We start from the raw sequence: 20,534 nt of genomic DNA, 5'->3' as shown, positions 1-20,534 counted from the left end.
TACAACTATATATTTAAATCTCATTTTTAAACTAAACTCAGTAAATTAATATCGTTGCAGAATAAGATGATTATACTCAGTTAATATCGCTTTCCAGTTAGGTTCAACAATAATGGTACTGATTTTTTCAACGATAATTGCAGGTCCTTTAATATTATCTTGAGGTTGTAAGTCTTCTCGTCGATAAATAGGAGTATCGTGCCAACTGTCATGGGTAAATATTTGAACAATTTCTAAGTATTTAGGAGACTCATTAAGGGGGCGAATACGATCAATAAAAGGCTCTTCTGGAGTTTCCATTTGTTGAATTACTTCGATAGAAATTGATTCTACAATTAAAGGTTTGTTTGATTGAATAAAACCGTAGCGCGATTGATGCTCCTCCTCAAATAATTTAACCATCGTTTCTGACGTATCTAAAAGATTAATTAATAAGGTTGAGTCTGTACCTTGATATTTTAAGTTAACTTTTTTCTTTACTTTATTTTTTACTTCTAAAGTCTGAGAATTAAGTTTATTATTACCTTCGATTTCTAACTCATTACCCAATGTATTTAATTGAGAAACTAATTCTTGAGTTAACAACTCTTCAACAGATTTTTCTTGAATCACACAAAGATCTGCTAAACCCATTCCATAAGCACTTAAAACTCCTGCATAAGGATGAAGGAAAATTGTTGTGATACCTAAAGTATCGGCAATTAAACAGCAAACTTGTCCTCCTGCACCGCCAAAACTAGTCAGAGTGTATTTTGTAACATCAAAGCCTTTTTGTAGAGATACTTGTTTAATTGCATTGGCCATATTTTGAACTGCAATTAAAATAAAGCCATCGGCGACTTTCTCTGGGTTAGTTAAATTACCTGTAGCACAACAAAATTTTTGTGTCAGTTGAGTAAACTTTTGATTAACAATTTCTCTGTCTAAAGGCAAATTTTCTTGAGTTCCAAAGATAGCGGGAAAATAACTAGGACTAATTTTCCCTACCATAACATTAGCATCCGTTACTGTTAATGGTCCACCGCGACGATAACAAGCAGGTCCAGGATTTGCCCCAGCAGACTCTGGACCCACACGAAAGCTAAACCCATCAAAAAATAGTATAGAACTACCACCAGCAGCCACCGTGTGAATACTTAACATAGGAACTCGAATTCTGATCCCCGCAATTTTATTATCAATCTGTCTTTCATATTCTCCATTGAAGTGAGCAACATCAGTAGAAGTTCCCCCCATATCGAAAGTAATTATCTTTTTAAAGCCTGCCCTTAAGCTAGTTTTAACTGCCCCAACAATTCCTCCTGCAGGACCTGATAGAATACTGTCTTTTCCATGAAATTGATTAGCATCAACCAATCCTCCATCTGATTTCATAAACATCAATCTGACATCAGGTAACTGACTTAAAACTCGGTCTATATATCGACGTAAAATAGGTGATAAATAAGCATCAACAACCGTAGTGTCTCCTCTCGCTACCAGTTTCATTAGAGGACTAACTTGATGGGAAACTGAAACTTGAGTAAAGCCAATTTCTTTAGCGATTTGACTAACTTGATTTTCATGGTAAGGAAAACGAAAACTGTGCATAAAAACAATGGCACAGCTTCTAATTCCTTGGTCGTAAACTTGTTTTAAATCTTGATATACTTCTTTATGGCTAATTGCTTTTAATTCATGACCCTGAACATCATATCTTTCGTCAACCTCAATAACATCTTTATATAACATTGAAGGTAAAATTATATTAAGTGCAAAAAGATTCGGGCGATTTTGGTAGCCAATTCTTAGAGCATCTTTAAACCCTTTGGTAATTAGTAAAACTGTGTGAGTACCTTTTCTTTCGAGTAAAGCATTGGTTGCCACAGTGGCACCCATCTTGATTACTTCTAGTTGTTTGGTATCTAACAATTCATAAGTATTAACTCCCATAATATCTCGGATACCTTGAATAACAGCATTTTGATATTTACTCGGATTTTCTGATAGAATTTTATATAAAATAATTCACTTTGTACTAGAAATTTTAAAGAAACAAAACCGTTTGTCTTGTGTTGAAATATTATCTATAATTTTTTGATTGTCAGTTACCACAACTACATCGGTAAAAGTTCCACCTCGATCAACAAAGACTTTTAACATTAATTAATTTGCTTCAATAAAGACAACTAATTTATATTCTAATCAATAGAAGGTTATCAATAAATGATTGAAAGCAACGGTTGTTTAAACCGTCGCTCAGTAATTAAGACGCAAATTTAATTTTTTCAATCATCAAATAGGGGTCAAATCAAATATAGTTAGGGAATTAATAATGATTTGGTTACTTCTAAGTCCTTAATGTTGAGTAAGATCTGCCCTTACTCCAAATCAATTCGTTCAAGTTGCCAGAGAATTTGATTCCCCTCTCTTCTTACTCGTGATACAACCCAATTACGCCAAGACCAATGATCGCCCCGACTGGTCACAGCACTAGCATTAACATCCATTAAATCAGCTAATTCTGAGCTAGTAATTAAGTACCCTCTGTTAGAGATTTCATCAGCAATGCGGAGAGTTTCTATGAGATTCTGAATTTCGATAACTCGTTCTTCACGGGTCAACTGTATTTCGTCAAGGGTAGTGACAGATGATTCAATCATAATAGTATATGCTGCAAATCTACGTGATTTTGATCTGAAGTAAATGGTTATTTAAGTACCTAAGATTTGGATAAATCTTACTATTTCTCATCATAGCGAGTTTTTTTTCTAGGATCAGGTTTAAAGATTATGTATCAAAAGTTACTGACCTTTTTTACTAGAAAACTTTCCTAACTCATAAACTATCATTTATGGGAAAGACCTCAAGCCAAAGAATTGGGGATAAACAACGGTTAAATTTTACTGTAAAATAGTTGCTGTAAATAAGCAAATCAAGAGAGTTATCTCGAGTAAAAGTGTATTATTGAAACTTTACCCATCTGACAAGACTTTTAATCTGGGTAGAGCTGTTCGTGTTTTAGACCTTAAACTAAATTTAGTGTTTACTGAAGGGTAAGTTTTGGTTAATCGTGTCAATTTCTTCCTGTTCCATCTCATTGACTTCTCCAATATAGTGTCTAAGGATTTGACTCATTTTTCGATCGTAAAAGCGGTGTAAACTGTGGTTAGGAGTTGCCGCAAAGCCTCTGCGCTGCTTATGTAGTCCTCCTGCACCGGGATCGAACATGGAGATTTTTTCTTGAATTGCCCATTGAATGGGTTGATAGTAACAAGTTTCAAAATGAAGACAGTCATATTCCTCTAAACAACCCCAATAACGCCCATATAAATTTTCTCCTTTTCGTAGACAAAAAGACATTGCCACAGGACATTGATTATTATCTTCAGTATAAGCAGCCACCAAAACTATTCGATGACGATAATGGGGATAAAGCTGTTCAAAAAACTTGCTGGTTAAATACTGACTTCCCCAATAAAATTTCTCACAAGTACTGCTATAAAATTTATAAATTAAAGGAAATAGATTATGGGGAATGTCTTCTCCTATAAAGGTTTTTACTTCTAAACCTGCTTTAATAACTGCCTTCCGCTCTCGCTTAATATTACGGCGTTGATTAGCGTTAAAAACGGCTAGATAATCATCAAAACTATTAAACCCTTTATTAGACCAAATATAACTATGATGAAGCCAAGAACTAAATCCATTATTTTCCATCAATTGCCGCCAGTCAGGGTCAACAAATAAGAAATGACACCCTGACAGTCGGTTGCGATCGCAAAAATGGTCAATCGCAGTCATCATTAATTGGGTAATTTCTGTTTCATCTTCCTTTGGAGCAATTAAAAAACGATATCCTACTGCTGGAGTAAAAGGAGTCATCCCTAACAATTTAGGATAATAAGGAACACCTAAGCGATGGAATAAATTTACCCATTGATGATCAAAGACAAATTCTCCGTAACTATGACTTTTAATATAGAGAGGCGCTGCCCCAATAAGTTGTTTATCTCGCCATATTGTGAGATGATTCGGTTGCCATCCAGTGCCTGGAATAGCACTTTGGGATATTTCAATATTATTGAGCCACTCCCACTCCAAAAATGGTGTTTTTAAGGTTTGAGCAAGTTCATCCCAGGCAGCTTTCGGAATTTCGGCAATTTTTTTAATCCAAGCGATGGAATATTGGGGTTTAATTTGTTCAACCATGAGTGATCGCGTGAATAGGAGGATGGTTATCTTTTATAGAGTAATCAATATTTTCTAAGGATGCAGCCGATAATGGAGGAAAATTTCTTGTTCAACTTGCTTGACTGTCAACAATTGTAAGGGTTTAGCTTGATGAGACAGAAAACCCATTCCTTCAACCGGGGTAGGAGATGTCACCCCACCGAGCAGAAGAGGACAAATAGTTAGCCATAAGTTATCAATCAAATTAGCTTCTAAAAGAGAAGCAATCAGGTTTCCTCCTCCTAAAATTGCTAATTTACTTAGTTCTAATTGATATAACCGTTCAAACACATTCTGCCAATCTATTTGTCTCCCTTGAGCTACATTAGAAATAACTAACTTTTCAAATCCCTGATGACATTTTTTATTCCAGGTATTAGCCCCTTCTATTGTCGTTATTAGCCAACGAGGAATTAATTGAGAAAAAAAGGGTATATTAGGATCTATTTTCCCAGAGCCCGAGACTACGATTTGTACGGGTTGTAGCGGTTTATTTTTTTGCTTTCGAGTCTCTAATAAGAAAGAGTTTGTAATTGATAAAGTTGTTCCATAAGCTCTTAAAGTTTCTGCACCAAAGAGAACTCCATCCATTAAGGAGATTTGCTCCTCTAAATGGGCTTTATCCGCCTGAGAACCAAATCGTGAAGGGTTGCGTTGGGAATCCGCAATTTTGCCATCGGCTGTCATGGCTAGAATAACCGTTGTCTGGGGTCGTTTTTCTAACATTTTTCACAAAATTACATTAAACACAATAAGGAGTTAAATAATCACAATTAGCTAAGCCAAGATAAATAATTATCATTGAACTGTTCTAAGGAAAGTACATGGATACCTGAATTGCTTTTAGCTAAATTATGATTTTTAGACGTATTAAATCCCCAGTTAGCTAAAAATAATTTAACCTTTTTTAAATCTGATTGTTCTTGAACTTTACACAAGGTTTTTAATAAGTCTTCAACAAACCACAATTGGCTAGAACATTGGGAATTTTTTAGGATTAATTCTCTCAAAATTTCATGTTTTTGTTGTCTTATTTCCTTGCCTAAAATGTTTTTTTTTGGCAATTCTACTCCCTCTTTTCCTAATAATTGTTGAACAAACCTTCCTTCTTTTGTAGTAACAATATATAATAGAGTAGAAGAGCTAGTGACTTTACCAATTTTTTCGATCACTCCAGGATAAAATCGATGTAGTTTTAACCAGCTTTCTAAATCAGAATTAATCCAATTATCTCTGACCTCGTCTAGTTTAGTTATAAGAGTTTGTTTGTTTAAGTTATCTAATTTAATAATTTTTTGACAAAGGTTAGACCAATCATCTTGCATCTGATTCTGATCAAAACCCAGAACCAAAGCTCTTAATAAAATAGGCATTTCCCACCCAGTTTCAATCACGGAGCGTAATCGATAAAAACTATGAGAAAAATTATCAAGAAAATCTAAAGAATGTTCAGTCCAAACTTGAATATAGGTCAATTTAGTTGTTTGGAAATATTCCAATAAACCATCACAAATAACGCCATCAAAATCCAGAGCTAGGATTCGGGGCTCAGTAGAGATAACCATTAGTACTTCTCAACTTTTATAGGAAAAACTACGTTCTCATCATGACATACTTTAGCGAGAAAAACGTAGAAAGTTTTATAGTCTAATTTTTTAAAAAAAGTGACTTAAATCCTGAAAATTATTTGAATTGAGCAATTTCTATAACTGTTGTATATAGTTGCTTAATTAGGACAATATTTTGATAAATTTAGTTTTACCAAATCTTTTATATAAAAAATAAAAACAAATAATAGTTCTTGATAAATACTCTATTAAAAATTATTATTTGTACATAGTAAATTTTATTTACTATAAAATGGTGTCTTACCCAGCATGTCAATTTAATTTATATATAACCATAATACTAAACTCAATATATAACATCAATATTTTTTATGCAAGTAGACTTTGAATTAACTTAAACTCTTAATTGTTAAGACATAATAAATACTATTCAAAAGTAAATACATAAAAAGTATTTAATTTTAAATTAAAATTTTTTCTATTTAAATGCTAATTATTAGATGTAATGTAAATTACATCTAATAATAGAGTTTTTTAGTTTAAGACACTAAAAATATTTAGATTTTAAAAAATGAGCTTATAAAGAACAATAAAAACGACCAAATAAATTAACAAAAAATAGAAATAATCTTCTAATTTTACTTTAAAAGCCATCACTCAAGAACTATTAGAGACTGAAACAGCTAGCAATTAATTTTTTATAAAAAAAATTAATACAATAATTATAAAAACAACACATCTATAAGTTTAAGTTTAAAAAACTTATCAAGATATAAAATATTAATATAGATATTGAAAAATCTTGAGTGGCATCGGAGAATCTTATGTATTAGAATTCAATATTTGAATGTTTAATTATATTAATACATTCAAATAAAAAACTTAAGGTGCTAATTAAAAGGAAAAATCTTATCAGTTTTAAGTAAAAAACTAAAGGCTTAATTAAACTAGTGTATAAATTGACTGTTATGTCCAGTAAAATGTCATTTTTTTTAAAAATAGACTAATTATTATAACTATTTAAATTGGTCAATTAATGTTTTAAAAAACTAATTCTTTATGGACAAAAATATGTGTTGTAGTTGGTCTAGTTGTTGGACCAGAGAAAATATTGTCTATTTTAATCAAGAAATAAATTAGGAATCAGTATAAGGTGTTAAGAATATATTGAAGTCAATTAAAAGTAGGGCTCATAGATTTAGAAAATTCGTCAAATCTAAATCTAAAAAATTATTAAATTTAAATTTAAATTTAACTAGTGAAATCATACCATCAGTATGGTATGATTTCACTAGTTAAAAAATTCTATAATTGTTCTTCTCTTTAAATAATTAATAAATTAATTATTTGTATAATTATATGTTATGCCAGACGCTGCTTTCAAGAATTATTTCAATATTCTTGAAAGCAGCGTCTATAGATTCTCTAACTATTTCAAGTTTAGATAACATTTATTTGAGTTAGGTTTTTACAAAAAATTAAAAAATATCGGGAGTTTTAAAATCTGAAGAGTTAGGTAAAATATACTATTGTTTACATTTAGTCTATTAGACTATATTACTATTTTTTTAGCTTATAAAAAACTTGAAATAAGTTTATTCTAAAACCTTCCTTAATAGTTTAAATAGTTTTTTTTAAAAAAGCGCTAACATAATTAACTATGTATCTTCTTGTTGAAAACTACTGATCGCACTTATTCCAGCATTAAACTACTTATTTTTTGCCCAGAAAATTGTCTTAACATTTCTGTGTAATGCCATATATTTATCCCCTCTAAAATGTCCTTAACTTTCCACTCTCTTGGATTTAAGGATAAAACTACCACTCTCATTCTTATTCTGTAGTAAGTTTTTAAGTTGCGAGTCAACTTTGATAGTTCTTGCTCTTCCAATTCAGCTAACAGAATTAGAAGAGCAAGCTGACCTCTAGTGATCACTATCATTTAAAACTTTCATATTTTAGACTTATTTAAGCTCATCTACTTTTTTTAAAAAACACCTAAAATTCTCAGTTCCAATTTTTAAAATTATCTCTGTCCCTTCTCTGCACAAAATAAAAAAACTATGATTCCAAATTGACTCATCATCAAAACTGAAACCAATTAAAGAGTAAAGCTAAATCAAACCAATTATAAATATAATAAAGCGATAACTAATGCTAACAAGGTATTATCAGATAGGATAAATTTTACAACAGTATGCGCCATCAGTATTTACAAAGTTTGGTTAAATAACATTGCTGAGATCTTTGTATAATCAGCTTTTTTACTTTTGACTTTAACGTGGCATCATAATCCTTTAGTCTTAAATTTACCATCGTCAGTGAATATGTTCTTTTTATTAGAAGTCGGAACAGAAGAATTGCCCGCAGATTTTATTGATAGTGCAATCGCCCAATGGGAACAACGCATCCCCTCTAGTCTAGAAGAAGAATTCCTCACTCCGGAGTCCATTACCGTTTATGGGACACCCCGTCGCTTAGCAGTCTTAATTGCTGGACTCCCCAATCAACAAGAAGATCGCACTACAACTATCAAAGGGCCATCAGCACAAGCAGCATTTAAAGACGGAAAACCAACTAAATCAGCAGAAGGATTCTCTCGTAAACAAAAGGTAGACATCGCTGATCTAGAAATTCGCCCTACGGAAAAAGGGGACTTTGTGTTTATTGACAAAAAGATTAAAGGACAACCTACATCTGAGATTTTACAAGAATTAATCCCCACCTGGATTACAAAATTAGAAGGAAGAAGGTTTATGCGGTGGGGGAATGGGGACTTACGCTTTCCCCGTCCCATTCGCTGGTTAGTGATCCTGTGTGATGATCAAGTCCTCCCTTTGCAATTAGTTAATGCAGAAAACACCTTAATTAGTGATCGTATTTCCTATGGTCATCGTATTCTTCATCCCGCTCCTATTAGCATCCCCCACGCATCTCAATATAGGGAAACCTTACAAACTGTATTTGTTGAAGTGGATCAGGCTTACCGTCGTACAACCATTCAAAAAGAAGTCAATACGATGGCCAAAAACCTAAAAGGAACCTCAGATATTCCCCTTGATTTGTTAACGGAAGTAACCAACTTAGTAGAATATCCCACGGCAATTACTGGAAAATTTGATGAAGAATTTCTTGAACTTCCCACCGAAGTCATCACTACCGTGATGATGACTCATCAGCGTTATTTTGCGGTTAAAAATTCCCAAGGGTCACTATTATCTAACTTTATTATCATTTCTAATGGTGATCCCATAAAATCTGAAATCATAGCTACAGGAAATGCACGGGTGATCCGAGCTCGTCTAGCAGACGCCCAATTTTTCTACCACGCAGACTGTAGTAAACCCTTAGATAGTTTTCTTCCCCAACTCGAAACCATTATCTTTCAAGAAGAATTGGGAACTATGAAGGACAAAATTGACCGTATTATGACGTTATCCCAACAAATTGCCCAACAATTGGAGTTAACACAACAAAAATATGAAGAGATTGAAAGTACAGCCATGCTGTGTAAAGCAGATCTTGTCACCCAAATGGTATATGAATTTCCTGAATTACAAGGAATTATGGGACAAAAATATGCCCTGGTTAGCGGAGAGTCGGAAGCAGTGGCTCAAGGAATTTTTGAGCATTACTTGCCCCGTGGGGCTGATGATATTATGCCACAGTCCTTAACTGGTCAAGTGGTAGGACTTGCTGATCGCCTGGACACTTTGGTAGGCATTTTTGGGTTAGGTCTGATACCTACTGGATCATCTGATCCTTTTGCCTTAAGACGGGCAGCTAATGGAGTTATTAATATTATTTGGAAAGCGCAATTAGAGATTAATTTAGCAAAATTATTGGACCAAGGAAGTCAAGATTTTGTAGCGATTCATAGTGATAAAAAATCTCCTCTAGTAAGATTAGAATACTTCTTTATTCAACGCCTTCAAACTCTCCTCCAAGAGGAATTAAAGATTGATTATGATTTAGTCAATGCAGTACTAGGAGAAGATGATCCTGAATTTCGGGAACGCGCTTTACATAATTTATTAGATGTCCGTGATCGCGCTCAATTCTTACAGAAAATACGCAATAATGGTCGCTTAGATGCTATCTATAAAACGGTTAATCGTTCGACTCGTCTTGCTTCCCAAGGAAACTTAGACTTTCTTGAACTTGATCCTAGAAAAGTTGTTATTCCTAAACTTTTTCAACAGAATTCAGAGATGTCATTTTATGAAGAGTTAGTAGATTTACTCCCCAAAACTTTGTCTGCAAAATCTCAACGTAACTATCAATTGTTGGTGGAAGGTTTAGTTAAAATTACTCCGATAGTAAGTGATTTTTTTGATGGAGACGATAGTGTTTTAGTGATGGATAAAGATCTTAAAGTTAGAACAAATCGCTTAAACTTATTAGGAATACTTCGAAACCATGGAAGAGTTTTATCGGATTTTGGAGCTATCATCAAGGGATGATTGTAGTGGTTTAACTTCGATATTTAATTTACAATTAAAATATTTTAAACGCAATGATGAACTCAATTAAGTTGATCAACAATTAATCATTATTATTAATAAGGTTTAGATTTTTTTAAAAAAATAAATAAACATAAAAAATTAATAAAAAACTGCTAATTAGCATTTAAACCAATGAAAAATAAAATCGATAATTTTTTGATAGAAAATCAAGGATTTATTGTTCATTCATTACATAAAAGTGGTACTATGTTTTTACATAAATTTTTTAAAGATTTATCTATAGAAAAAAGAATTAAGTATTTTTCACGCAATAATAACCCCCCTGACTACCAACATTTAAAACAAGATACTAACATTGATTTTTGTTTATGTCCAGAGCGAAATTTTAACTTAGAAGAGTACATTTTCAAAAATGTTAAAAATATAACTCATATTATACAAATAAGAGATCCTAGAGATATTTTAGTGTCTGAATATTTTTCGTTAGGTTGGACTCATCCTGATAGTCAATGGAGTCAAGAAAGAAAAAAATTAAGGAAATGGGTACAAGAAAACTCTATTGATACATATGTTGTAGAAGCGTCCGAAAAACTATTTACTTTCGGAGATCAACCCTTAAAAACTAGATATCAACCACTATTAAATTTATCAACCTTAGAAAATAGAAAAATTATTATTGTTAAATATGAAGAAATGGTCACAAACTATAGCAGTTGGCTTTCTAAAATTATTAAGTCCTTTCAATTCAATCAACTTGTAGCATCATTCTTAATTCAAAAATATTATATGAAGTACCATAGGGAGTTCAAACCTAGAGCAGAAAATTTAGTCCATAAACGAAAAATAATACCAGGAGATCATAGTAATAAGTTACGCCCAGAAACTATTGAGCAATTGAATTCTATTTTTCAAGAAATTTTATCAAAGTTTAACTATTTTTAAAAAAATTATTGAAGACTCTAATTATAAGCTAGAACTAAGATTGTGTCTCAAATAAGTTTTCAGATAATCTAAATAACACACTGGTTATATTTCGAGGTAAAAAAACTCTTCTAATCGCAAATTTAGTAAAAGAACGTTACATTAAATATTGACTTTGTAACTTTGGATAAAGGAGCCTCCATGTTAGAGTTATATCAATTTGAGTTGTCTCAATATTCTGAAAAGGTACGGCTAATTCTTGACTACAAGGGATTGGATTACCGCAAAATCGAAGTAACTCCAGGAGTTGGACAGCTTAAACTGTTTAAACTGTCCGGACAGCGACAAGTTCCTGTTTTAAAGGATGGCGAAACTATTATCGCTGATTCAACTAAAATTGCCTTTTATTTAGACCGTAAATATCCTGAAAAACCCATCATTCCCACCGATCCCTTGGCGAGGGGACAGTGCTTATTGATTGAAGAATGGGCCGATGAATCCATTGGCATTAAAGGACGTACTGCATTAATTGGGGCTTTGAATAAAAATCCTAATTTTCGTACCTCTATTTTGCCTCGAGAGGTCCCCGACTTCCTCAAAACTTTTATCGAGGCAGTTCCTGGGGATTTACTCACAGTTTTAGGAACAGGAATTGGATTAGGTCCAGAGGCAATCAAATCTGCTCATATTGGCCTTAAACAGGATTTAGAAGCTTTAAGCTTGATTTTACAGCATCGTCCTTATTTAGTGACGGAAGAACCCACCCTCGCGGATTTGACCGTAGCGGGGTTAAGTATGATTTTGAAGTTTCCTGCCGGAGATTACCTCGATATTCCTAATCAATTAAAAGGAAAGGGAATTCCTGAGTTGACGGATAATACTACTTATGACACTTTTTTCCTGTGGCGAGATCGCTTCTACACTGATTATCGCAAACCTCAAAGAAAAACAAATTCAGGTCAAAGTAACCCTACACAGATCACGATTGATTAATTGCACTAAATTACTAAACTTATAAACTAATGAAAACTTCAAAAGATAATTTTGAAATCGTCAAATCTGACCAAGAATGGCAGGAAATCTTAAGACCAGAACAATTTGATGTCTTACGCAAACATGGAACTGAAATTGCTGGAACTAGCCCCTTCAATAAACAATATAGGACAGGAACTTATGTCTGTGGTGGTTGTGGATATCCCTTATTTACTTCAGATATTAAATACAATAGTGGAACAGGTTGGCCTAGTTTTTATGATTCTATTAAAGGGGCAATCGCTACTTCGGTTGATCAGTCTTTATTCATGACCCGTAAGGAAGTCCATTGTAGTCGCTGTGGCGGTCATTTAGGCCATGTTTTTAGTGATGGTCCAGCCCCAACCGGACTACGTTACTGTATCAATGGGGTATCGTTGAAGTTTTTTCCTAAAGAAGATATTTAGATTTTACCGTCTTTTCTGAACAAACGGTTGTTCAAAAAAGACGGTTGGCATAGCCAACCTTACTGATAGTTAGTTATTTTAATACTTTTAAATCTAAGGGTAATGCCAATTAATTTAATTGTCCTAGTGGCCTCCTTATTGATTACTTGGTTAGTTTTCAACTGGACAACGGAAGTTATAAAAGCCAGTGTTAAAACTGCCTTTATTATTATCGTAATTGTTATGGCTTTACAAATTACTTTAGGAATTTCTCCTCAACAACTATGGGATCAAATTCTTAGTTTTCCCAAAATAATCCAAGAATTACTTAATAGGTAAATAGTTAACGGTGAATCTTTGTCACCTATTGGTGACAAAGATTAGTGACTAAAATTCAGCACTAAAAGGAGTTCTTGGAAAGGGAATAACATCTCGAATATTACCCATTCCTGTTATAAATTGCACCAATCTTTCAAATCCCAAACCAAACCCTGAATGGGGAACGGTACCATAACGATGTAAATCTAAATACCACCAAATTTCTTCTTCTAAAAGACCTAATTCACTAGTTCTTTTTTGCAACATATCTAACCTTTCTTCCCGTTGGGAACCTCCAATAATTTCACCAATTTTTGGAACTAAAACATCCATCGCCGCTACGGTTTTACCATCATCATTCAACCGCATATAAAAAGCTTTAATTTTCTCAGGATAATTAGTTACAATTAACGGCTTTTTAACTAATTTCTCTGCTAAATATTGTTCATGTTCCGACTGTAAGTTAATACCCCACTCTACAGGATATTCAAACTTTTGTTCTGCTCTTTCTAAAAGTTTAATAGCTTCAGTATAGGTAATTCGTTCAAAATCATTATCTATGATGTTATTGGCTGTTTCTAAAACAGTTTTATCAATGCGTTTGTCAAAAAAATCTATGTCTTCTGGACAAGTTTCTAAAACAGATTTAAAAATGTATTTGAGGAATGCTTCAGCTAAGTCTTGATTACCTTCAAGATTACAAAAAGCCATTTCAGGTTCTACCATCCAAAACTCAGCTAAATGGCGGGAAGTATTAGAATTTTCTGCTCGGAATGTTGGACCAAAAGTATACACATTTTTAAAAGCCATGGCCATCACTTCTGCTTCCAATTGACCACTAACAGTTAAATATGCTCGCTTGCCAAAAAAATCTTGACTGTAATCTATACTTTTTTCTTCATTGTTGAGAACTTTATTTAAGTCCAAATTAGTGACAGTAAACAACTCCCCCGCTCCTTCGCAGTCACTAGGCGTAATAATAGGGGTATGAACCCAGATAAAATCTCTTTCTTGGAAAAAACGGTGAATTGCATTTGAACAGGCGTTTCGAACCCGCATAACAGCGCCCATGGTATTAGTGCGTGCTCGCAAATGTCCAATCGTACGCAAAAACTCAAAGGAGTGGCGTTTTTTCTGGAGGGGATAGGTTTCAGGATCGGAGCCCCCATAAACTTTTATATATGATGCTTTAACCTCAATACGTTGCCCTTTTCCTGGGGAGAGAACTAAGGTTCCTATTACCTCAACAGAAGCACCGGTATTCAAACATCTAAGGACATCTTTATAGTTAACGACGGTAGCATCAAGAACCACTTGAACACTAGTCATGGAGGAACCATCATTGACCTCCATAAAAGTGAATTCTTTCAATTCTCGTTTGGTTCGTACCCAACCTTGAACCGTAACTGTATCATTGGGTTGACCGTTTCGTAAAATGTCTCTAATACATTGTGTTGGCATATTTATGTCTTAGGATCTGTTCAGGCTCAAACCTCTCTCATACTAACACTGTAGCACTTAGAACGAGTTAATCTCTCCGAGAAATAGAGTAAAATACTTGACACATTGACAGAAATAGAGTATCTCTCGAGCTTATTCATCTTTTACTAATAAAGCCACTGTATAAACTGAGATACCTTCTTCACGTCCAGTCGGTCCTAGTTTTTCATTTGTTGTTGCTTTAATTCCGATCTGATCATATTCAATATCTAAAATTTCAGCTAACTTTTCTCTCATGTCTAAGATATAAGGTTTGATTTTTGGACGTTCAGCAATAATAACTGAGTCAATATTACCAATCTGCCACCCTTGTGATCGCATCAATTTATTGACTTGTTCAAGTAATGCAACACTATTTGCCCCTTTCCATTGAGGGTCAGAAGGAGGGAAATAATGACCAATGTCTCCTAGACTTAACGCCCCTAATATAGCGTCCATAATAGCATGTGTTAACACATCGGCATCACTGTGTCCCAACAAACCGACAGTATGAGGAATCTTAATTCCTCCTAGAATTAAAGGACGACTTTGAACCAAACGATGGATATCATATCCATTACCAATACGAACGTTCATCTTAGTAGCCTTCTTGTAGATATTAATAATTAAGTCTAAACTAGCTTTAGGAAAATAGTAAAACTATGTAGTTGTTTACAGTTATTATTTTGATTTTATTTACCCAATGTCTCTTTTTTAGTATTTATCTTTTGCTTTAGTTATAGCTTTATCTTAACAAGAAAAACAAACCTTTGGTAAAGCTATTCACAATTTAGCTTATATACCTTATTCCAAGTTTAGGGTAAGAGCAGCTATTTTAGGAGTACACAAAACTTATGTTAGAACCAACATCAAAAATGTTAGTTTTTGGTTAACTTTCTCCATTGGCAATAGCTATTGCTTCTGTTAACAGAAAAAATACCGAGGATCTTTCTCCTATCATACCCCGCGGGGCTTGTCGCTAACGGATTGCTGAATTAGTCCTACAAGTAGAGATTATTGTTAGTGATGATACTCAAGTTTTTTCTTTAAAAGATTTACTTTCTTTTTTATTTGAGTTCAATTATTTGGCACAAAATATTCTAAAATATAGATAGTTATAAGTCCCAACTATTTCACAAACTAAACTTTTATTTTGGTGTGTTAGTCTTACTTACCATCTAGCATTACCAGAAGTAAAATTTGATTTTTAGCACTAAATAGATACACGTTCAAAATCATTAATTGTTAGATTTTTTAGGAGTAGTACAACCTAAGTTTTTCCGGTACTTCTTAAAAAAGTAAGGATTATATCCCCTACTTTATAAGTTCTAATAAAAACAGTTTGTGATGTAGAATAACCTAAATATCAGAGCTGGATCTATTTACCGTTATGAATATAGCATTAAATCACAAATAAAATATCTCCCTATGGTTGATAATAGTAGGCCTTCCTGTGAAGAGATAATCTTGCCCCGTAGTGACACAAGTTTCTTAATAGAAGTACATTATCAGCAACTAATTGGCCCCTGAAATTCCGAGCAGCTTATCTAATTATTTTTTAGCTAAAATAATTAGATAAGCTTTTTTCGATAAAATGCCTAAAGTGTTAATTCATAAAATATAAGTGGTTGGAGCAATAGCTAATTAATCGAGTTTTATTGTCATTCATTCCTAGTTTAAGCACTTAAATATTACTATCAACCCATTCCCTAAAAAGGATATGGCGGATTTCTGAAAGATTTTCTTATGAAAACCTTGGACTATTTATCAATATCTGTTTATTTTAGTTAGAATAGTTCTTATAAAAATAAGCGATTTATATGATTTTTGCTGATCGTCATTTACTTTTTTAAAAATCAAGATTATTGATGAAATTTGTTATGACTGAAATAAACTCATTTGAAGATTAATTAGGCATTACATTACGTCCCAAAATTTTACCACCTTGACTATTAACAATATATTTTAAACAAGGTTCCAATCGTTAATCTGGCGTTTCTGTTCTTCTTTCTTGACTAAGACTAGAAGCTTGTTCTCCAAATACAACTAAAGTTGATTTTTGAATAGATTTAATATCCTTAGCATAATTCTGTTGCCAAAACCTTGCTAAAAAGGAAAAAACAGCATAAAGACTTTGAGTATTAGGAGTTCCCTTGTCTAGAAAACCTAACCATTTTTACCCTACCATTTCTGCGTTAGCGAATAATGGACAAACTGAAATGATTACAAAAATTTACGGCAACGAGCATAACGATAGACTCAATTTCTTTCTTTGAAAGGAGAATCAAACAATAGATTCTATAATTACTTTTGTTAAATATTTGTAGCTAAGGAAGATTGATAATAGTCAACACTCCTGTGAGAAAATATTTGTTATGGCTAAGACAAGCAATTACCTTTAGAATGTCTCATTTAAATTCAATTAAATATTGATTAATTTTAAATGCAAAAAACGTAAATTTTATCTTAAATAATTGAAGAAATACTTTCTTAATTTTTTAAATATTGCTTACGCAATATCTTCTTAAGAAAATTGACTAAAGTTATCCTAAAAACTTAACTAAAGCCTCTAATTTTTCCCAGGCAGCCCCACTTTTTAAAATTTCTTTAGCCCTCGTAATTCCTTCATTATGCTCTTCCCAAGGAGTAATTCCTCCTACTTGTAAAGCTAAAGAAGCATTCAACGCCACCACCTCTTCTTGAGCAATAGTTCCCTTACCCTGTAAAACATTCTTTAAAATAGTGGCATTCTTTTCTACGTCTCCCCCTTTCAACGCCGATAAAGGAGCAGAAGTCAATCCTAATTTTGAGGGAGTTATATGACTATAATCAAGAGTTTTATCTCGTAATAAGGCTAAATCGGTAGCATCTTGTAACCCTGCTTCATCGAGTTTTTCTCGCCCATGTAAAATAATAGCTTTAGGCATTCCTAATTGATTTAATGCCTCTGCCATTGGTACAATAAATTCGGAGGAATAGACTCCAATAACTTGTCCCGTGGGACGTAACGGATTAACTAATGGACCTAATAAATTAAAAATAGTACGAACTTTCAAGGTCTTACGAAAGGAGGCGACATGTTTCATTGCTGGATGCCACCCTGGGGCAAACAGAAATGTAACTCCCACCTCATTTAAAGCCTCTTCTACCTTTTCTGAAGGGGCGCAAAGTTTTACTCCCAAATACTCTAAAACGTCAGCAGAACCCACTTTACTCGATGCTGAGTGGTTGCCGTGTTTAGCTACTTTAACCCCGGCTGCTGCGGCTACAAACGCTACTGCAGTGGAAATGTTAAAAGTAGAAGCCCCATCTCCTCCAGTCCCACAAGTATCAATGACAGGTTCCCCAATCGTTACCTCAGTTCGATGCAAAGATTGGGACTGTAACACTTGCGCCATCCCTGCTAATTCTTTCCCGGAAACTCCTTTAGCTTGAATTGCCGCTAAAATTGCCCCGGAAACTACAGGTGGAATGGCTTCTGATATCCACCCCTTCATCAATTCAGAAGCCTGAGATTGAGATAAAGACTCTTTTTCAAGAAGTTGTTGTAGAAGTTCAGTCCAGAGATTAGGAGAATCTTGAATCACTTTTTTGAGCTTTGCTTATTTTAGTAGGGGACCAGATTACCACAATATATTTTACATCTCACTATTTCCCCTCATTCATTACGGCTGTTGAAAATAGGAGAAGACAAAATATTCAAAAAATTGATACTTAACTATGGCCATTTGTCTATATTTTCAGTCATGAACAACTCTATTTTAATAGTTCTTAACATTTTGTTTCATAGGTTGGATTTGTTTTTTGCTAATTTAGGTAATCTATCCCGATAAATATATCCTTTGGAAAGAGGCTAGACTAACTCAATAATGTATAAATCTTATAAAAGTTAACAAAGCAATGTAACCTTATTAAGGAACAAAAAGTGTAAGTACTGACTCTCAACCCATAACTTCCCAACCTGTCAGAACATCACCCCGAATAGTCATCAGTTCTAAATCTAAATACCAAATACTATAGCCGAAAGCCATGAATAAAACAGAAACCCATAATCTACTTCAATAAGATTTACTCAGTTACTCTTATAAAATCAGAAAATATTTCATATAACCTTACAATTACCCTGAAACTGCTACTGGACTACACATTATGAAAATTTCCACAACTTCTCCCGATCCTGTTCGTGCCTACCTAAGAGAAATTGGTCGTGTTCCTTTACTGACTCATGAGGAAGAAATCCTTTATGCTAAGCGGGTACAACGATTAGTGAGCCTAGAGAACATCCAAAAATCTTTAACTGAAGAACTGGGACAAGAACCCACCATAGCTCAATGGGCGAAAACTGCTAGGATCACTCAGAAGGAACTTCGTTCAGTGATTGCTACTGGAGAAGCAGCTAAGCGTAAAATGGTTGAGGCTAATCTTCGCTTAGTCGTATCAGTGGCCAAAAAATACCTTAAGCGCAATTTAGATCTCTTAGACTTGATTCAAGAAGGAACTATTGGGATGCAACGTGGGGTAGAGAAATTTGATCCCACTAAAGGGTATCGTTTTTCAACCTATGCTTATTGGTGGATTCGTCAAGCTATCACCCGTGCGATCGCTGAGAAAAGCCGTACTATTCGTTTACCGATTCACATCACCGAAAAACTCAATAAAATTAAGAAAGCACAACGGCAACTTGCCCAGGAAAAAGGCCGTGCTGCGACCATTCAAGAACTAGCTGAAGAACTGGAGTTAACCCCCAAACAGGTTCGGGAATACCTGGAACGCGCTCGTCAACCCCTCTCTTTGGATCTGAGGGTAGGAGATAATCAAGACACCGAATTAGGAGACTTATTAGAGGATACCGGCCCGTCTCCCGAAGATTATGCCACCTATTCCTCCTTGCAGTTGGATCTCGACAAACTAATGGAAGATCTCACACCACAACAGAAGGAAGTATTAGCTTTAAGATTTGGCCTTGCTGATGGCAAGCCTCTGACGTTAGCCAAGATTGGTACTATCCTCAGTATTAGTCGTGAACGGGTTAGACAAATTGAACGAGAAGCCTTAGCAAAACTCCGAAAACTTAAGGCTAATATTAGGGAATATTTGGCTAGCTAAGTAATTTATAAGGTTAAGAGGTTGGAGAATACGGAACAACAGTTCGGTTTTACTGACCTCAATATAACAACTAAACCTGTTAAGGTGAAACATGAAGGTTATCGATACTGTCCTATTAGTTGTGGTCAATAACCCTCTAATTTGGGTAGAGTCTATAGGAGATTAGTAGTGACTAATAAATTTAAATATTCTCAACGCTTCTTTGACAATGAGGGAGAAGATAGGGAAAGTTTATGGGGATACATTCAATCTTTGAGTCCAGAAACTATTGCCAGATTGTCAAAGCCAGACTCCTCTGAAGTATTCCAATTTATGGAACAGAATATTGTTGGTCTGTTAGGAAATCTGCCATCCGAACACTTTGATATTACCGTGAATACCAGTCGAGAAGATTTGGGACGTTTATTAGCTTCTGCTATGATGAGTGGTTATTTTCTACGGAATGTAGAACAACGAATGGGATTTGAAAAATCTTTGCAATTAATAAGTAAAACAACGAAACCGTGAGCTATAAAGTTGCTTAACTGTTCTCCTTGGCAAGATTTTCAGAGGAAAAGTCCTATGGGAAGAATTTAACTAATTAAATCTTTGCTATCTTTGCTTGAAAAATCTGTGACTAAATGAATACGGGTTTACCTACTTTCAGCCTAAGATAATAGAGATTATCTTAGGCTGAAAGTAAGGGTCGAGGTTTCCATTGACGAGACCTTAAGAATCCCTATCTTGTTTAGGTGTCGGGGACTATGTGCCAATAGACTCGGGAGAAAACGGGTATTCCTTACTATCAACTCATAGTTAGAAGCGCTTTCCAGTATTGAGGACTCAAGCAAAGCCGATTTTACGAATCGTTCTTAAAGTTGGGGAATGATTAGGGTGTTATGTACACGCTCGGAATCTTAATAGGACATCAGGCGCTATCATGATGGACAGAAATTGGATGAACTACTACTGGAGGAATTCTCAGTGGAGCCTTTAGTCCAACCTGTTTTTATCCTTGATGGGAACTTTAAGTGAGTATTATCAAGATTAACTGCTTTGCATGATTC

The 20,534-nt window shown here is 34.1% G+C and carries 14 protein-coding genes and 1 pseudogene; 7 read left to right on the top strand and 8 right to left on the bottom strand.

Translation table 11 applies throughout. From position 1 onward, the window contains the following. Positions 1–45: 45 nt before the first annotated feature. From P3F56_RS04420 to P3F56_RS04400, 5 genes and pseudogenes are all read right to left on the bottom strand, one after another. Positions 46–2,142, bottom strand: a pseudogene (locus tag P3F56_RS04420) (hydantoinase/oxoprolinase family protein). Between the two features lie 218 nt (positions 2,143–2,360). Next, positions 2,361–2,642 (bottom strand): hypothetical protein, encoded by a 282-nt coding sequence (locus P3F56_RS04415; protein WP_119259985.1) that lies wholly within the window; start codon positions 2,640–2,642, stop codon positions 2,361–2,363. Positions 2,643–3,018: 376 nt separating this feature from the next. After that, complete coding sequence (locus P3F56_RS04410; RefSeq protein ID WP_281153565.1) at positions 3,019–4,191, bottom strand: GNAT family N-acetyltransferase; 1,173 nt, start codon at positions 4,189–4,191, stop codon at positions 3,019–3,021. A 54-nt stretch (positions 4,192–4,245) separates the two neighbouring features. After that, positions 4,246–4,938: a RibD family protein gene (locus tag P3F56_RS04405; RefSeq protein WP_281153564.1), complete on the bottom strand. Its 693-nt coding sequence runs from the start codon at positions 4,936–4,938 to the stop codon at positions 4,246–4,248. 47 nt (positions 4,939–4,985) lie between these two features. Further along, positions 4,986–5,777 carry an HAD family hydrolase gene (locus P3F56_RS04400; RefSeq protein WP_281153563.1) on the bottom strand — a complete coding sequence of 264 codons (792 nt, stop codon included), beginning with the start codon at positions 5,775–5,777 and terminating at the stop codon, positions 4,986–4,988. Positions 5,778–8,107: 2,330 nt separating this feature from the next. Here P3F56_RS04400 and glyS point away from each other — a divergent pair. The 5 genes from glyS (at position 8,108) to P3F56_RS04375 (ending at position 12,924) form a co-directional block, all read left to right on the top strand. After that, positions 8,108–10,243: a glycine--tRNA ligase subunit beta gene (gene glyS / locus P3F56_RS04395; protein ID WP_281153714.1), complete on the top strand. Its 2,136-nt coding sequence runs from the start codon at positions 8,108–8,110 to the stop codon at positions 10,241–10,243. A gap of 174 nt (positions 10,244–10,417) precedes the next feature. Then, positions 10,418–11,188, top strand: coding sequence for a sulfotransferase domain-containing protein (locus P3F56_RS04390; protein WP_281153562.1), 771 nt, complete (start codon positions 10,418–10,420; stop codon positions 11,186–11,188). Between the two features lie 180 nt (positions 11,189–11,368). Next, positions 11,369–12,160, top strand: coding sequence for a glutathione S-transferase family protein (locus P3F56_RS04385; RefSeq protein WP_281153561.1), 792 nt, complete (start codon positions 11,369–11,371; stop codon positions 12,158–12,160). Positions 12,161–12,189: 29 nt separating this feature from the next. Then, positions 12,190–12,606 carry a peptide-methionine (R)-S-oxide reductase MsrB gene (msrB, locus tag P3F56_RS04380; protein ID WP_281153560.1) on the top strand — a complete coding sequence of 139 codons (417 nt, stop codon included), beginning with the start codon at positions 12,190–12,192 and terminating at the stop codon, positions 12,604–12,606. Between the two features lie 102 nt (positions 12,607–12,708). Further along, the gene (locus P3F56_RS04375; protein WP_281153559.1) at positions 12,709–12,924 is read left to right on the top strand and encodes a hypothetical protein; all 216 of its coding nucleotides are present in this window, start codon (positions 12,709–12,711) and stop codon (positions 12,922–12,924) included. Positions 12,925–12,972: 48 nt separating this feature from the next. Here P3F56_RS04375 and asnS read toward each other — a convergent pair whose 3' ends face one another. From asnS to trpD, 3 genes are all read right to left on the bottom strand, one after another. Continuing rightward, entirely contained in the window at positions 12,973–14,364 is a 1,392-nt protein-coding gene (gene asnS, locus P3F56_RS04370; protein ID WP_281153558.1) for an asparagine--tRNA ligase, read from the bottom strand. A gap of 132 nt (positions 14,365–14,496) precedes the next feature. Then, positions 14,497–14,979 carry a 2-C-methyl-D-erythritol 2,4-cyclodiphosphate synthase gene (gene ispF / locus P3F56_RS04365; RefSeq protein WP_281153557.1) on the bottom strand — a complete coding sequence of 161 codons (483 nt, stop codon included), beginning with the start codon at positions 14,977–14,979 and terminating at the stop codon, positions 14,497–14,499. 1,946 nt (positions 14,980–16,925) lie between these two features. After that, positions 16,926–17,969 (bottom strand): anthranilate phosphoribosyltransferase, encoded by a 1,044-nt coding sequence (gene trpD / locus P3F56_RS04360; protein WP_281153556.1) that lies wholly within the window; start codon positions 17,967–17,969, stop codon positions 16,926–16,928. Between the two features lie 562 nt (positions 17,970–18,531). Here trpD and P3F56_RS04355 point away from each other — a divergent pair. After that, the gene (locus P3F56_RS04355; RefSeq protein ID WP_281153555.1) at positions 18,532–19,488 is read left to right on the top strand and encodes an RNA polymerase sigma factor, RpoD/SigA family; all 957 of its coding nucleotides are present in this window, start codon (positions 18,532–18,534) and stop codon (positions 19,486–19,488) included. A gap of 168 nt (positions 19,489–19,656) precedes the next feature. Next, positions 19,657–19,995 carry a DUF760 domain-containing protein gene (locus tag P3F56_RS04350; RefSeq protein WP_281153554.1) on the top strand — a complete coding sequence of 113 codons (339 nt, stop codon included), beginning with the start codon at positions 19,657–19,659 and terminating at the stop codon, positions 19,993–19,995. The last annotated feature ends 539 nt before the right edge of the window (positions 19,996–20,534 follow it).

This window comes from cyanobacterium endosymbiont of Epithemia clementina EcSB (genome assembly GCF_029919255.1).
Taxonomy (GTDB): Bacteria; Cyanobacteriota; Cyanobacteriia; order Cyanobacteriales; family Microcystaceae; genus Rippkaea.
This window is presented reverse-complemented; position numbering and strand designations above follow the sequence as displayed.